Here is a 14,768-nt window from a genome sequence, read left to right on the forward strand (position 1 = left end):
CTAAAGATATTAACACATTCAACTGTAGTTATTAACCACCAATAAACATATTAACAATCTGAATGAATATTAACAGGAAGTCATTGAATATTTACCGTTATTTTCTGTAAAATCCCATCTCATCCACGTAGTTGAAAACAGATGGTGTGAGCAGGTAACGAACATCTTTTCCCGCTTCAATGGATCTCCGGATATAGCTGGAGGAAATGTGCATTACCGGCGCATCTTTGAGAAAAACAACCGACGGATGCTGGTGTAGTTCATTTGTTTCCTGTTCCCGGTTTTCCATTTCCTGCAAGGTAAAAACCCGTGGATAAACAAAAATGCGGTAATTATTCAGTAAATAATCGTAATTGTACCATTTGTGCAATGTGCGCAGGTTATCCTCTCCCATCAACAGGGAAAATTCCGTTTCGGGGTATTGCTCACTCAACACTGCCAGTGTTTTTGAGGTATAGCTTGGTTGTTCCAGCCCGAATTCGATATCACTGGCCCGCAGTTTCGGATTGTCATCAACTGCTTCTTTGACCAGCGCCAGCCGGTGATGATCTGCCAACAAGGTCTTTTTATCTTTGTGCGGATTGTGGGGTGAAACAACAAACCAAACCTGATCCAGATTGGTGTGATCCACCATGTAATTGGCAATGATCAAATGTCCGACGTGAATCGGGTTGAACGAGCCAAAATACAATCCTACTTTCATGCGTGAATGAATTTCTTTACCAGTTGTTTTGCCTCTTCACATGCTGTTTCCAGGTGATCGTTGAGCAGTATGACATCAAATTGGTCTGCGTGGCTTAATTCCAGTTTCGCTTTTGCCAGCCGTGTTTGAATTTTTTCTTCCGTTTCGGTAGAACGGTGACGCAAACGTTTTTCCAGATCCGCTACAGTCGGAGGTTGTACAAACACTGCCAACGCATGTTTTCCCAATTTCTTTTTGAGGTTGAGTCCGCCGACAACGTCTACATCGAAAATCACAACGTGTCCGTTTTTCCAGATGCGTTCCAGTTCGGAAACCAGGGTACCGTAATAATTATCCGTATACACTTCCTCCCACTCCACAAACGCTCCTTCTTCTATTTTTTTGCGGAATCCTTCCACGCCGATGAAGTAATAATCTTTGCCATCTGTTTCGTTGTGTCGTGGTGCTCTGCTGCATGCAGAAATGGAAAATTCGAGTTCTTTCAGATGGGTCAGCAAATGGTGAACGATCGTTGTTTTTCCGGCTCCGGAGGGGGCAGAAAAGATCACACATTTACCTGTATGCTTTAATTCGGTCATTTTACAAGGTATTTAGTACCTGTTCTTTTATTTTTTCGAGGTTGTCTTTCATGTCCACCACCAGTTTCTGCATTTCCGCGTGGTTGCTCTTGCTTCCGAGCGTATTGATTTCCCGTCCGATTTCCTGGGAAATAAATCCCAGCTTTTTACCGGCTCCCGGTGTTTTCATCGTTTCAAGGAAATAATCCAGGTGATTAGCCAGGCGCATTTTTTCTTCAGAAACATCCAGCTTCTCGATGTAGTAGACCAGTTCTTGCTCCAGGCGGTTTTCGTCGTACCCGGACGCCGCAATTTCTTCCAATCCTTTTCGGATACGCTCACGCACAGTTTCAATGCGTTCCTGTTCGTATTTGGGAACTTCTGTCAATAACGTACGGATGCCTTCGATGCGTTCCGTAAATTCTTTTTCCAACGCGATTCCTTCCTGTCGACGGAATTCGTTGAGTTTACCACATGATTCCCCGACCAGTTTCAATACGGTTTCTTTTTCGCCTTCGGACAATTCTTCCCGTTCGTTGACAAAAATTTCCGGCATGCGCAACAATACTGACAGGTAATCTTCGGTTGTGTTACCAATCTCGTCGTTGATAGACTTCAGGTCTTTAAAATATGCTTTTGCTAAATCCGTATTGATGGAATACGTTTTGGAATCTCCTGTGCTGTCGAGGTTGATTGTCAGATCAATTTTTCCCCGCTCCAGTTGTTCCGTCACCTGCTTTCTGGCAAGTGGCTCGAGTTCTTTGTAATAGTTGTGGATTCGCGCGTTCAAATCCAGTCCTTTGCTATTCAGCGACCGGACTTCAACGGAAATTTTTTTACTTTCAAACGTTCCGGAAGCACGACCGAAACCTGTCATTGACATCAGCATATCTGCAATTTTCGCCAAAGCTACTAAAAAACACGGTATTTCAATCGTTTTTGGCTACAAACACCAGAGCACTTTTCACTCTTTTATTCCGCATCACGCTAATTTCTTTCATGATTTGCATAAAAACAACTCGTCAAGACGCTAAGGAATCTGCTTTTATTCTAACAGTAGTCTGTCAATGAGAAAATGAATGTTTAATTGACACTAAATGAAAAGAACAGGGATTCTGACGGTGAATTTTTCATGGCTTCTCCGCGTTTGATGATGTCCATTAATTGTGCAACTTCAATAACAGATAACGGGCTTTTAGTTCCCAGTGAACGGTGTTGCTCCAATTTGTATTCAGCTCTTTTTATTGCATTGTTAATCATAACCTTCAATTTTAATTTCAATTCACAAGCACCATTTACGGGAAGAATTTTCAGATGGTTACATTTTTTCAAAAAAATAGTGTTGATAACATTTTTAAACGCATCGTTAATAAACAATATCTCACTAAAAATCAATAACATAACCATTTATTTTCAAAATTGAATTTTTCAACAATTTTATCAGATTTACGTTCCGTGAAGGGTGATTCTGCCCCGGCGAACGGTGGCAGCTTCGCTGAAAAGGCTGCTGTTTCCGAGCTGTTTGACGTGTAATTCATTACCAGTTCAAACAGCAAACGGAAACAAAGCATATGAAGTGAACTAAAACCGGCAGACGGTTGAGGCAGCCAGCATTAATCCCTCCTTGGAATCAATAAATTCAGTACGAATAAAATCACAATCGCTCCCAACGCCCCGGTTAAGATAAAACCAATGGTTCCTCCACCGAAACTCACGTTCAACAAACCAAGCAACCAGTATCCTACTCCTGCTCCGACAATTCCTACAATAATGTTTCCGATTAAGCCCAATCCGCTTCCTTTGTACAATGTTCCGCCCAGCCATCCTGCTATGGCGCCAACAATCAATGTCCAGATTACTCCCATGTTTAGTTGTTTTAATTGGTTAATACCTCCCAATTTAACAACTTAAGAAGTGGTAAACAAGTTTTTTTAGTTATTTTAAGATTTTCCCGAGCGCTTATTTCAGCACTTTTTCTGTGACTGCTTTATTCTTATTGGCCAACTGGCCACAAGCGGCATCAATGTCTTTTCCGCGACTTCTGCGCACATTAACAACCAATCCTTTGCCTTCCAGATAAGCGGCAAATTCATCTGTTTTTTTCGGGTCGGCACGTTGGAATGCCGCGTCATCAATCGGGTTGTATTCGATGATGTTGATTTTACAGGGAACACAGCGTGAGAATGTCAGTAATTCACGGGCATCTTCGATGGAATCGTTGAAATCTTTGAAGATGATGTATTCGAATGTCACACGTGTTCCGGTTTTTTCATAGAAATACGCCAATGCTTCGGCTAATGAATCCAGGTTATTGGTATCGTTGATCTCCATGATTTTACTACGCTTTTCATCGTTCGCAGCGTGTAATGACAAAGCGAGGTTGAATTTCACCTCGTCATCCCCTAATTTTTTGATCATTTTGGCGATCCCCGCCGTAGAAACGGTAATGCGCCGCGGAGACATGCCCAATCCTTCTTTGGAAGTGATGATTTCCGTAGAACGCAACATGTTTTTGTAGTTCAGCAACGGTTCTCCCATTCCCATGTAAACAATGTTCGACAATGGGATGTTGTACCGTTGCTCCGCCTGATTTTTCAGGTACACGACCTGGTCTACAATTTCTCCGGCAGACAAATTGCGCAACAATTTCAAGCGACCTGTCGCACAAAACGTACACGACAAGCTGCATCCTACCTGTGATGAAATACAAGCAGTCATCCGGGAGGAAGTCGGAATCAAAACACCTTCCACGACTTTCCCCTGCTCAATTTCAAAAGCGCATTTGATGGTTTTATCCGACGAAATCTGCTGATCGGCAACAGTAATTCCGTCAATGTAAAAATGAGTTTCCAACTGCGCTCTGAGCTCTTTACTCAGGCTGGACATTTCATCAAACGCATGCGCATTTTTATTCCACAACCACTCGTACACCTGCTTGGCGCGAAAGGCTTGCTGACCGAAAGCGATCATTTGAGCTTTCAGTTCTTCCAGCGATAAATTGCGAATGTTGATCTTGTCCGTGTTCATATTTCGGTACAAAGATAGGGATTTTTTATCCTAAATGCTCCATTGATAGTTAAATCCACTCACCTGCTGACTTCGCTCTGAAGCGACAATTTTCCCCGCATCGGTTCCTGTTTCAAATTCGGGAAGTGGCAATGCGTGTTCCATTGCTTTCCGGGTGTAATAACTTTCCCTGGACGGATGGTCGGGATAGACGAGGTTATAAGCTCCCGCTACAGTCTGATCTTCCAGCAGCAGTTTCATAAATTTCAAAATATCCTGTTTGTGCACCAGGTTGACCGGTTTCTGTCCGTCAGCAATTCCTGTTCTACCCGACAGGCTGAATACCGGATGCCGGTCCGGTCCGATCAAGCCTCCCAATCGCAGGATGGTTGTTCGTCCCGGGAATTTTGTGAGCAATTCCTGTTCCATCCGGTAATAAACGGAACCTGTGTCCACCTCTGTACAGCATTCAGCAACAGTCCCCTGCTCTGCCTGGTAAACGCCTATTGTAGAAGTAAACACCACACGGCATTCTTCTGGTAGTTTTGCGTGCAACTCATTTACAAAATGTAGCAGCTTCGATTGCTGTACTTTGTCTTTGGGTAGTGTTGCTGTAATGAAGAGAACATCCAGTGCTTCGATGAATGCTTCCGGAAGGTGATCTCCAAATTCAAAGCGGAACCGGGTTTGAAATTCACCTGTCTGCTCACTTCGGGTGGTTGAAACAACCATCTTATTCCGGTCTGCTGACAATGTGTTGACGAGATCGTTCCCCAGCCATCCGGCACCAATAACTCCGATTTTTTTCATTTGCTGCTCCATTCTGATTAAATTTTTACAACAAAATGTTCTTTCCGCTGACCTGGTCGCTTCAGAAGCATTCCCATTCGAAACAAATCTACAGAAACGTGGAACCGCTCATCCTTTCGAAGCTGTTCCCATGCTGCAAACATGGAATCACTCCAGCGAATATCGTCCAGAATCAGGAAGGTTTCATCATGAATGGAAGATTCCAGCAGATCGACATATCGCAATAATGCGATACCGTCATGATGCCCGTCAATGAAGATCAAATCATAGGATTTCAGTTCATTTTCATTCAGGAACGTATCAAATGTTGTGTTGACGAGGGTAATCGTGTCTGTTTTTGTTTGTTGGAAATTTTCCTGTGCAATTTTTGCTGTTTCCGGGCATGCTTCCACTGTTGTAATGGTTGCATCCGGGTTTCCTTTTGCAAAGTGAATGGTTCCGATTCCCAGAGAGGTTCCAAATTCCAGCATATTCTCCGGACGGTAAAATCGGGCCAGTTGGTAAAACAGACGTGCATACTTCCCTTTGCTGGAACTGATCCGGAGGATGTCGCTTATTTTTCGTTCTTTTTTTAAGGTTTTGGATCCTGCTCCGAAATCTGCCACCTGAATGACTCTCTGGTCTTTCGATAATTGATTCAGCAAGGAGTTGACCTGTAGTTGATCTTCTTTTTCAACAGGGGTTCGAAGGCATTCATCCACCAGTTTATAAATAAAAGGCGAATGAGTTCCATGCCTTCCTTTGGCTTTCCAGCGATATTTTATATATTCGAACACAAAATTCACGGTACAAAGTAAATCAATTGCGATTAAGAATCAGTTATGAACAGCGAAGAAAAAATAAATGGCCAGCGTGAACAGGTGCTGAACGACCAATCAAAAGTGGTATTGTTTGCTCCCTGCAGAATCGGGGAAGGAATTCTGCAATTGACTTCGGAGGAATGGAACACGACCATCCGGGCGTTCCAGGCAAGCAATGCTTCACCGACGTATTTCATTCCTGCATCCGGCTCCGGTTCGCGCATGTTTGCTTTTCTGTTCGATTTCTTAAATCAGCCGAACACATCCGATATTGGTGCTGTTGAACGGTTCATGAACCACATCCAGGAATTTGCATTTTATCAGCTGCTTCCGAATGATTTGAAGTTAAAAATCCGTGAAAATGCACTTGATGCGGAAGAATTAGCCAATTTCTTACTGGGTCGTTCGGGACTGGATTTTGGAAATTTACCGAAAGGATTGATTCCGTTTCACTACAATGAACCGTTTGTTTTGAATCCATTCCAGGAACATGTATTGCAAGGAACACGCTTATCCAACGGAAGAGCAAAATTTCATTTTACGATTCAACCTGAATTTGAAGAAAAAATCAAAGCAAGCATCATGAATCTGGAAGGGCTCACCGGTAAGCAATATGCGGTCTCCTACTCCACGCAATCGAAAGAAACGGATGCCTATGCTTTTGACGAAAAAGGAGCAATTGCATTGGATGAAGGAAAAGAGATTCGTCGTCCTGCCGGGCACGGAGCGCTGCTTGAAAACCTGAATGAACTGGACGAAGAACTGATTTTCATTAAGAACATCGACAATGTGCAGCATTTCAATTCCTCGAATTATTCTATGGAAACCTGGTCTGTACTGGGTGGTTTACTGCAAAAATTCCGTACCGCATTAAGTACGCTGTCACGCAATCCGGATAAAGCAAAGCTCGTTGAACTGAATGAAAAATATCAGTTCCTCTCACCTGCGGAGATCAATGCTGTGCGGACCAATGAAGAGCTGATTCAGTTAATCAATCGTCCGGTACGTGTGTGCGGAATGGTTCGCAACGAGGGACAGCCAGGGGGAGGTCCGTTTTGGGTAGATGATCATGGTGTCATTTCCAAACAAATTGTAGAAAAAGCACAAATTTCCCACCACGGAGAACAATTTCGTCTGATGGTGAAAAGCACGCACTTCAACCCGGTAATGATTGCGCTTTGTCCGCGGGATCTGCAAAATGAAAAAGTGGATTTAACTGCTTTCCGCGACAATTCGAAGTATTTCATTGTCAATAAAACGCAGAAGGGACAAGAAATTAAATACATGGAACTCCCTGGTTTGTGGAACGGTGGTATGGCAAAGTGGAACACATTGTTTGTTGAAATTTCTCAAAAGACATTCAGCCCTGTAAAAACGGTATTGGATTTATTGGAAGAAGGGCATCGGGGGTAAGAACGCAGTCTATCATTTCGTAAAAGCTACCTTTCAGACATAAAAAAGGCGAGTTGCCCCGCCTTAAATGTTTTCACAACGGAATAATCCTTATTGTGATTTGCTTTCAAGTTCAGCAAAAGTACTATTTTTTTCAAAAAAATCTTAGGTATTTATACGGGAAATGATTGTAGTCAAAAAACGTATGGTTAAAATCGTTATCTTCATGGTGTAAAATTTCACTGAAAATTTCACTTTTCAACACGTAAAACGATTATGAAAAAGATATTGGGATTGGATTTGGGAACTAACTCAATTGGTTGGGCTTTAATTCAACAGGATTTTGATAAAAAACAAGGAAGCATACTTGGAATGGGGAGTCGGATTATTCCAATGAGTCAAGATATATTGGGTGAGTTTGGAAAAGGTAATTCCGTTTCACAAACTGCTGAAAGAACAGGATACAGAAGCACCCGACGATTAAGAGAAAGACATCTACTTCGCCGAGAAAGGTTACACAGAGTATTGAATGTTTTGAATGTTTTGCCTGAACATTATGCTCATCAAATTGATTTTGAAAAAAGGTTTGGACAATTCAAAGCAGAATCAGAACCTAAATTAGCCTACAACAATAAACAATTTATTTTTAAAACGTCTTTTGAAGAGATGCTGGAAGATTTCAAAAAACATCAACCAGAATTATTAACAGGAGAAAACGGAAAAGAAAAATTAGTCCCTTACGATTGGACGATTTATTATTTGCGCAAAAAAGCATTGACTCAGCAAATAGGCAAACATGAGCTTGCCTGGATTATCCTGAACTTTAATCAAAAAAGGGGATATTATCAGTTGAGAGGAGAAGAGGAGGAAGAAAATCCAAACAAGTTAGTTGAGTTTTATTCATTGAAAATTGTTGATGTGATACCTGATGAAGAATCCAATAAAAAAGGAGAAACATGGTATTCTTTAATCTTAGAAAATGGTTGGATATATCGACGTTCAAGCAAAACATCATTGGATGACTGGAAAGGCAAAACGAGGGATTTTATTGTAACAACTGATCTGAATGATAATGGCACAATAAAAACAGATAAAGAAGGAAATGAGAAACGTAGTTTCAGAGCTCCCGGTGAAAACGATTGGGGATTGGTAAAAAAGAAAACGGAACAAGAAATTGAACAATCTCATAAAACAGTCGGAACATATATTTACGATTCTTTGCTTCAAAATCCGAAACAAAAAATCAAAGGAAAATTAGTCCGTACCATTGAACGTAAATTTTACAAAGAGGAATTAACATTAATTTTAAAAAAGCAAATTGAGCTACAACCTGAATTGTTTTCGGAAAATGCATATACTGATTGTATCAGGGAACTCTATCGCAATAACGAGGCGCATCAGTTAACATTAAGTAAAAAAGATTTTCTTCATTTATTTTTAAATGATATTATTTTCTACCAAAGGCCTTTACGAAGTCAAAAATCATCCATTGGGAATTGTACCCTGGAATATCGAAACTATCAAATTGATGGAATTGAGAAAAGACAATATATAAAAACTATTCCAAAATCAAACCCCTATTATCAGGAGTTTAGAGTTTGGCAGTGGCTGTATAATCTGAAACTATACAGAAATGCAGATGACATCGAGGTGACGAACGAATTTATTAAAGATGAAAGAGATAGAGAGCATCTGTTTGATTTTCTGATGTTACAAAAAGAAGTTGATCATACCGACATCCTAAAATATTTCTTCAAAGAGTTAAAAGGTAAAGTACTAACAAATGAGATTGGTAAATATCGTTGGAATTATGTTTATGATTCGGATAAAAAGGAATCTAAAAAATACCCGATGAATGAAACAGGTTATGAAATCAATAGGAGATTAAGTAAAATAGAATCTACTCCTATTAATTTTTTGGATAGAGAAACGGAACAAAAATTGTGGCACATTATCTACTCTGTGACAGATAAAAAAGAATATGAAAGTGCTTTAAAAACGTTTGCAGAAAAACAGCATTTAGATGCGACATCTTTTGTTGAACATTTCAGAAAATTCCCTCCTTTTAAAAGTGATTATGGAACCTATTCCGAAAAAGCAATCAAAAAATTACTTCCCTTATTACGCATAGGAAAATACTGGGATTTTAATTCCATTGACAACAAAACGAAAAACAGAATTGATAACATCATTAATTCAATTGATGATGAAGGAATCAGATTACTTGTTAGGGAAAAAGCTGAAAAACACAAATTAGAATCAGAAGCTGACTTCCAGGGATTACCTCTCTGGTTAGCTCAATATATCGTGTATGACAGACATTCGGAAGCAGATATTGCAGGCAAATGGAGTTCTGTAACGGATTTGGAAAAATTTCTTAGTGACTTTAAGCAACATTCTTTACGAAACCCTATTGTTGAACAGGTTGTCACCGAAACACTTCGCGTTGTTAAAGATATCTGGCAACATTATGGGAATGGTGTAGAAAATTTCTTTGATGAAATTCATATTGAACTGGGGCGGGAAATGAAAAATACAGCAGATCAACGTAAACGATTAACCAATATCATAACTGAAAATGAGAACACAAATATTCGTATCAAAGCGTTGTTAATTGAAATGATGAACGATACTACAGTTGAAAATGTTCGTCCACACTCTCCAATGCAACAGGAGATTTTGAAAATCTATGAAGATGGGGTTTTAAATTCAAACATAGAAATTGAAGAGGAATATTTGAAAATCAGTAAAAAAGCAGAACCCACCAAGTCCGAATTACAACGGTACAAACTATGGTTAGAACAAAAATACCGATCCCCTTATACCGGGCAAATCATACCTTTAAATAAACTTTTTACACACGAATATGAAATCGAACACATTATCCCTCAAAGCAGGTTCTTTGACGATAGCTTCAGTAATAAAGTGATTTGTGAGTCTGCTGTAAACAAATTAAAAGATAATCAGTTAGGGCTGGAATTCATTAAAAACCATTACGGTCAAAAGGTTTCTGTCGGACTTGGAAAAGAAATACCGATTTTCACGGAAGATCAGTACAGGGATTTTATCAAAGAAAATTATTCGAAAAACAGAAGTAAGCGGAACAAACTTTTGTTAGAAGATATTCCTGAAAAAATGATTGAACGGCAATTGAATGATACGCGATACATCAGTAAATTTATCTCTAATGCCTTGTCAAACATCGTCAGAAGTAAAAAAGATGATGACGGAATAAATTCTAAAAATGTCATCCCATTAAACGGAAAAATCACTTCTGAATTAAAACAAGACTGGGGATTGAACGATGTATGGAATGAGTTGATTTTACCCCGTTTCGAGAGAATGAATACATTAACAAATACTGATTTATACACCACTTATAACGAGAAATATCAAAAGTTTTTGCCGACGGTTCCTTTTGAACACAGCAAAGGATTTCAAAAGAAAAGAATTGATCACAGGCATCATGCTTTAGATGCTTTGGTTATTGCCTGTGCTACCAGAGATCATGTCAATTTGTTAAATAATGAATCTGCAAAATCAGAGATGAAACGATATGATTTACAGAATAAATTACGCAAAAAAGAACCGTATTTTAATTTGAAAGAAAACAAAGAAAAAGACGCATTTAAAGAATTTTTCAAGCCTTGGGAAACGTTCACTGAAGACACAAAAAAATCGTTAGAAACAATCATTACCAGTTTCAAACAAAATATTCGCGTCATCAATAAGGCTACTAATAAATATGAAAAATGGGTTGAGAAAAACGGGGAAAAGAAAAAGGAATTGGTTGAGCAGAAAGGAGTAAATTGGGCGATTCGAAAGTCCATGCATAAGGATACTGTTTCCGGAAAAATAGAATTGCATAGGATTAAAGTTCCAAAAGGCAAAATTTTAACAGCAACCAGAAAAAGTATTGACTCTTCATTTACTCAAAAAACAATTGAGTCAATAACAGATACAGGAATTCAGAAAATCCTTCAAAATTATTTGTTAAGTAAAGGTGGAAATTCCGAACTGGCATTTTCTCCTGAGGGGATTGAAGACCTGAATCGAAATATTGCAAAATACAACAATAATAAGCCACACCAACCCATTTATAAAGTCAGAATTTTTGAAATAGGAAGTAAATTTTCTTTAGGACAAACAGGAAATAAAAAAGATAAATATGTAGAAGCGGCAAAAGGGACTAATTTATTTTTCGCTGTTTATCAAGATGAAAACGGCAAAAGAAATTATGCTACCATTCCGTTAAACGAAGTAATAGAAAGACAGAAACAAGGACTATCCTCTGTTCCTGAGACAAATGATAAAGGAAATAAATTACTGTTTTCTCTCTCTCCAAATGATTTGGTGTATGTCCCAAATGAAGATGAAAATATTTCTACTGTTGATTTTAACCATTTGACGAAGGAACAAACGGAAAGAATTTATAAAATGGTGAGTAGTACGGGGAGTAAGTGTCATTTTATTCAATCATCAATATCATCTTTAATAAGGAATTATGATGCTAAAAGTAAAATAGGAGAAATAGGAAGTTTAAACAAACAAGAAACAACATTAGATAATCTAATTAGAATAAAGGAAAGATGTATTAAACTCAAAGTTGACAGATTAGGTACCATTTTAAAAGCTTAAAAATGAACGGAATTATTATTTACCAAACTAACGACAATAAAACACAGGTTGAAGTCCGTTTTGATGGAAATACTGTTTTTTGTTCGGTTGAGGAAATTTACCTGTATCCCAGTATTGAAAAATAGGCTGCACATTTATTGTATTTCATTATCAAAAATCATCCTTTTTCTGATGGAAACAAACGAATTGGAACATTTTTGTTTATATGGTTTTTAGAGAAAAATAAACATCGTTTTAAACAAAGCGGAGAATTGACAATCAATGACAATGTGTTAGTGGCACTGGCTTTATTGATAGCTCAAAGTAATCCGGCAGAAAAAGCATTGATGACAAACCTAATAATGCAACTCATTAAAAATCAACAGGATTTGTAACCTTTTCAATTAAACTCAGTAAAAACGGATACATCACCTGAAAAACCGTTTTACTATGGTAAAGAGAACCCTACACTTCAGCAATCCCGCTCACTTGAGTGTGAAAAATCGTCAATTGATTGTAGAATTAAAAAATGAAGAGCGATTGACGCACACTGTTCCTATTGAAGATATTGGAGTAGTAATTTTAGAACATCCGCAAATTACCATTACGTCTGTTTTAATGGAGGAATTGTTAGCGGAAAAAGTTGCACTAATCAGCTGCAATAGTCAATACATGCCCAGCGGAATGTTCTTACCGTTCGATGCCAATACAGAACAAACAGCCCGCATGAGAACACAGGTAGAATCAAGTCTCCCGTTAAAAAAACAGTTGTGGCAGCAGACCGTTCGTCAAAAAATACAGAATCAGGCCAACCTCCTCCGAAAAGCGGGACTGAACGATGAACGACTGCTCAATCTCAGAGAAAAAGTACTGAGCGGTGACACCACTAATTGTGAAGGGCAAGCCGCGTCTTATTACTGGGGACAGTTATACGGAAGTCATTTTATGCGATCAAGGGAGCGAACATCACCCAATGCACAATTAAACTACGGATATGCAATCCTTCGTTCAGTTGTTGCACGGGCACTGGCTGCATCAGGAATGCATCCGTCATTCGGTATTTTTCATCGCAACAAATACAATGCATTTTGCCTGGCAGATGACATCATGGAACCTTACCGGCCTTTTGTAGATTGGATTGTTTTAAACCTGCTACAGCAATCAGAAACAGCAGAATTAACCCGCGATCAGAAAATCGAGTTGCTAAAGCTTCCGCAAATGGACATGCTCATCAATGACATCAAGCGACCGCTGTTTCATGCCGTGAGTATCACGACGGCAGGACTCTACAAATGTTACGATGGTGAATCCCGGAAAATCCCATATCCGGAGTTTGAATAAAATCGTATGAAATGGATACTTCACGTTTTAATGCATACAGAACTATGTGGGTAATGGTTTTATTTGATTTGCCGACGGAAACGAAAAAAGAGCGGAGAGATGCCTCTCAATTCCGTAAAAAACTATTGGAAAGTGGTTTTATGATGTTCCAGTTTTCTATTTATATGCGTTTTTGTCAAAGTATGGAAAATGCGGAAATGCATACCAAACGGGTCAAAAATATACTTCCTGAAAAGGGAAAAGTCGGTATTTTTGCTATTACCGATAAACAATTTAGCCGAATGGAAATTTTTCATGGCGTAAAAAAACAAGAAACCAATCCACCAGCCCAACAACTGACACTGTTTTGAACAGGAAAACAGAAATGAATAATGAATCATTTTTTTAAGCCAAAAAAGGGAAAAGTCCTGTTTTTTTATTTCTAAAACAGGACTAAATCTCTTGCTATTTCTACGATTCAGCGCAGAACGTTGTAATTCATCCGTAAAAATAAGGAACTTGAAAGCAAATCACAACGGTTTAACTCTCGCTTCTTGTTCTAAAGAAGTTGTAATTCATCCGTAAAAATAAGGAACTTGAAAGCAAATCACAACAAGTTTGGAAGGTGTTTTTTCCTCTTCTGTGTTGTAATTCATCCGTAAAAATAAGGAACTTGAAAGCAAATCACAACGTATCTAACATTTGACTTTATTATGAAAAGGTTGTAATTCATCCGTAAAAATAAGGAACTTGAAAGCAAATCACAACTTCCGTTTCTGTTTGCTGATAGGGGGAAAAGTTGTAATTCATCCGTAAAAATAAGGAACTTGAAAGCAAATCACAACAGATTAGAATAACGGCTATAATTATGATTGGTTGTAATTCATCCGTAAAAATAAGGAACTTGAAAGCAAATCACAACATCCGCAGGATGAAACCTTTTTTACATTGGGTTGTAATTCATCCGTAAAAATAAGGAACTTGAAAGCAAATCACAACAAACGACAATTGAATCAGATCACCGAAACGGTTGTAATTCATCCGTAAAAATAAGGAACTTGAAAGCAAATCACAACATAAAACCATTTTTGCCCCATCAACACTGGTTGTAATTCATCCGTAAAAATAAGGAACTTGAAAGCAAATCACAACTCAAGTTCCTTTCTTAATCTTTTCAGTTTAGTTGTAATTCATCCGTAAAAATAAGGAACTTGAAAGCAAATCACAACTCGGATTCCTGCGTATTTTTTAGTGTAAGGTTGTAATTCATCCGTAAAAATAAGGAACTTGAAAGCAAATCACAACGAATTTGTACAACTTAGCGAATCGGTGCGAGTTGTAATTCATCCGTAAAAATAAGGAACTTGAAAGCAAATCACAACAGTTTTGAAAAGATAAAGACAGACAAGTTGGTTGTAATTCATCCGTAAAAATAAGGAACTTGAAAGCAAATCACAACATGAGTTTAAAAGTTAAAAAATGCAAGAATGTTGTAATTCATCCGTAAAAATAAGGAACTTGAAAGCAAATCACAACTTATGCCGGTGATATTAAACAGTAATT

General features: G+C 38.5%; 13 protein-coding genes and 1 CRISPR repeat array (1 of these 14 cut by a window edge). Of the genes, 5 read left to right on the top strand and 8 right to left on the bottom strand.

Annotated features, from left to right (window positions below):
• Positions 1–97 precede the first annotated feature (97 nt).
• The 8 genes from nadD to H9Y05_RS10555 all read right to left on the bottom strand — a co-directional run bounded on the left by nadD (position 98) and on the right by H9Y05_RS10555 (position 5,852).
• Complete coding sequence (gene nadD / locus H9Y05_RS10520; protein WP_216714259.1) at positions 98–703, bottom strand: nicotinate (nicotinamide) nucleotide adenylyltransferase; 606 nt, start codon at positions 701–703, stop codon at positions 98–100.
• Positions 700–1,281, bottom strand: coding sequence for a guanylate kinase (gmk, locus tag H9Y05_RS10525; protein ID WP_163492476.1), 582 nt, complete (start codon positions 1,279–1,281; stop codon positions 700–702). The genes nadD and gmk overlap by 4 nt, the downstream gene beginning before the upstream one ends.
• 1 nt (position 1,282) lies before the next feature.
• Entirely contained in the window at positions 1,283–2,167 is an 885-nt protein-coding gene (locus H9Y05_RS10530; RefSeq protein ID WP_317170299.1) for a YicC/YloC family endoribonuclease, read from the bottom strand.
• A gap of 176 nt (positions 2,168–2,343) precedes the next feature.
• Positions 2,344–2,520 (bottom strand): hypothetical protein, encoded by a 177-nt coding sequence (locus tag H9Y05_RS10535; protein ID WP_163492477.1) that lies wholly within the window; start codon positions 2,518–2,520, stop codon positions 2,344–2,346.
• A 353-nt stretch (positions 2,521–2,873) separates the two neighbouring features.
• Positions 2,874–3,125: a GlsB/YeaQ/YmgE family stress response membrane protein gene (locus H9Y05_RS10540; protein WP_163492478.1), complete on the bottom strand. Its 252-nt coding sequence runs from the start codon at positions 3,123–3,125 to the stop codon at positions 2,874–2,876.
• Between the two features lie 94 nt (positions 3,126–3,219).
• A complete protein-coding gene (gene rlmN, locus H9Y05_RS10545) occupies positions 3,220–4,287 on the bottom strand; it encodes a 23S rRNA (adenine(2503)-C(2))-methyltransferase RlmN (protein WP_216714260.1) in 1,068 nt (355 codons plus the stop codon).
• 30 nt (positions 4,288–4,317) lie between these two features.
• On the bottom strand, positions 4,318–5,088 hold the full coding sequence (locus tag H9Y05_RS10550) for a Rossmann-fold NAD(P)-binding domain-containing protein (protein WP_216714261.1): 771 nt from the start codon (positions 5,086–5,088) through the stop codon (positions 4,318–4,320).
• A 5-nt stretch (positions 5,089–5,093) separates the two neighbouring features.
• The gene (locus H9Y05_RS10555) at positions 5,094–5,852 is read right to left on the bottom strand and encodes an O-methyltransferase (RefSeq protein ID WP_216714262.1); all 759 of its coding nucleotides are present in this window, start codon (positions 5,850–5,852) and stop codon (positions 5,094–5,096) included.
• A gap of 45 nt (positions 5,853–5,897) precedes the next feature.
• On the opposite strand from H9Y05_RS10555, the gene H9Y05_RS10560 reads away from it, so the two are divergent.
• The 5 genes from H9Y05_RS10560 to cas2 all read left to right on the top strand — a co-directional run bounded on the left by H9Y05_RS10560 (position 5,898) and on the right by cas2 (position 13,576).
• On the top strand, positions 5,898–7,289 hold the full coding sequence (locus H9Y05_RS10560; protein WP_163492482.1) for a DUF4301 family protein: 1,392 nt from the start codon (positions 5,898–5,900) through the stop codon (positions 7,287–7,289).
• A 255-nt stretch (positions 7,290–7,544) separates the two neighbouring features.
• Positions 7,545–11,906: a type II CRISPR RNA-guided endonuclease Cas9 gene (gene cas9, locus H9Y05_RS10565; RefSeq protein ID WP_216714263.1), complete on the top strand. Its 4,362-nt coding sequence runs from the start codon at positions 7,545–7,547 to the stop codon at positions 11,904–11,906.
• Positions 11,907–12,043: 137 nt separating this feature from the next.
• Positions 12,044–12,280 (top strand): Fic family protein, encoded by a 237-nt coding sequence (locus H9Y05_RS10570; RefSeq protein ID WP_235992179.1) that lies wholly within the window; start codon positions 12,044–12,046, stop codon positions 12,278–12,280.
• Between the two features lie 55 nt (positions 12,281–12,335).
• Positions 12,336–13,226, top strand: coding sequence for a type II CRISPR-associated endonuclease Cas1 (cas1, locus tag H9Y05_RS10575; protein ID WP_216714264.1), 891 nt, complete (start codon positions 12,336–12,338; stop codon positions 13,224–13,226).
• 11 nt (positions 13,227–13,237) lie between these two features.
• Complete coding sequence (gene cas2, locus H9Y05_RS10580) at positions 13,238–13,576, top strand: CRISPR-associated endonuclease Cas2 (RefSeq protein ID WP_216714265.1); 339 nt, start codon at positions 13,238–13,240, stop codon at positions 13,574–13,576.
• A gap of 119 nt (positions 13,577–13,695) precedes the next feature.
• Positions 13,696–14,768: direct repeats of the CRISPR family, unit length 47 nt; unit sequence GTTGTAATTCATCCGTAAAAATAAGGAACTTGAAAGCAAATCACAAC; it runs 50 nt beyond the window's last position.

The organism is Taishania pollutisoli (genome assembly GCF_014518315.1).
GTDB lineage: Bacteria > Bacteroidota > Bacteroidia > Flavobacteriales_D > Crocinitomicaceae > Taishania > Taishania pollutisoli.

Bases quoted from the DNA above. Each gene is read 5' to 3' on its own strand.
- rlmN (WP_216714260.1), bottom strand. From the start codon at position 4,287: ATGAACACGGACAAGATCAACATTCGCAATTTATCGCTGGAAGAACTG.
- cas2 (WP_216714265.1), top strand. From the start codon at position 13,238: ATGGATACTTCACGTTTTAATGCATACAGAACTATGTGGGTAATGGTT.
- cas9 (WP_216714263.1), top strand. From the start codon at position 7,545: ATGAAAAAGATATTGGGATTGGATTTGGGAACTAACTCAATTGGTTGG.
- cas1 (WP_216714264.1), top strand. From the start codon at position 12,336: ATGGTAAAGAGAACCCTACACTTCAGCAATCCCGCTCACTTGAGTGTG.
- H9Y05_RS10560 (WP_163492482.1), top strand. From the start codon at position 5,898: ATGAACAGCGAAGAAAAAATAAATGGCCAGCGTGAACAGGTGCTGAAC.
- H9Y05_RS10535 (WP_163492477.1), bottom strand. From the start codon at position 2,520: ATGATTAACAATGCAATAAAAAGAGCTGAATACAAATTGGAGCAACAC.
- H9Y05_RS10550 (WP_216714261.1), bottom strand. From the start codon at position 5,088: ATGGAGCAGCAAATGAAAAAAATCGGAGTTATTGGTGCCGGATGGCTG.
- gmk (WP_163492476.1), bottom strand. From the start codon at position 1,281: ATGACCGAATTAAAGCATACAGGTAAATGTGTGATCTTTTCTGCCCCC.
- nadD (WP_216714259.1), bottom strand. From the start codon at position 703: ATGAAAGTAGGATTGTATTTTGGCTCGTTCAACCCGATTCACGTCGGA.
- H9Y05_RS10540 (WP_163492478.1), bottom strand. From the start codon at position 3,125: ATGGGAGTAATCTGGACATTGATTGTTGGCGCCATAGCAGGATGGCTG.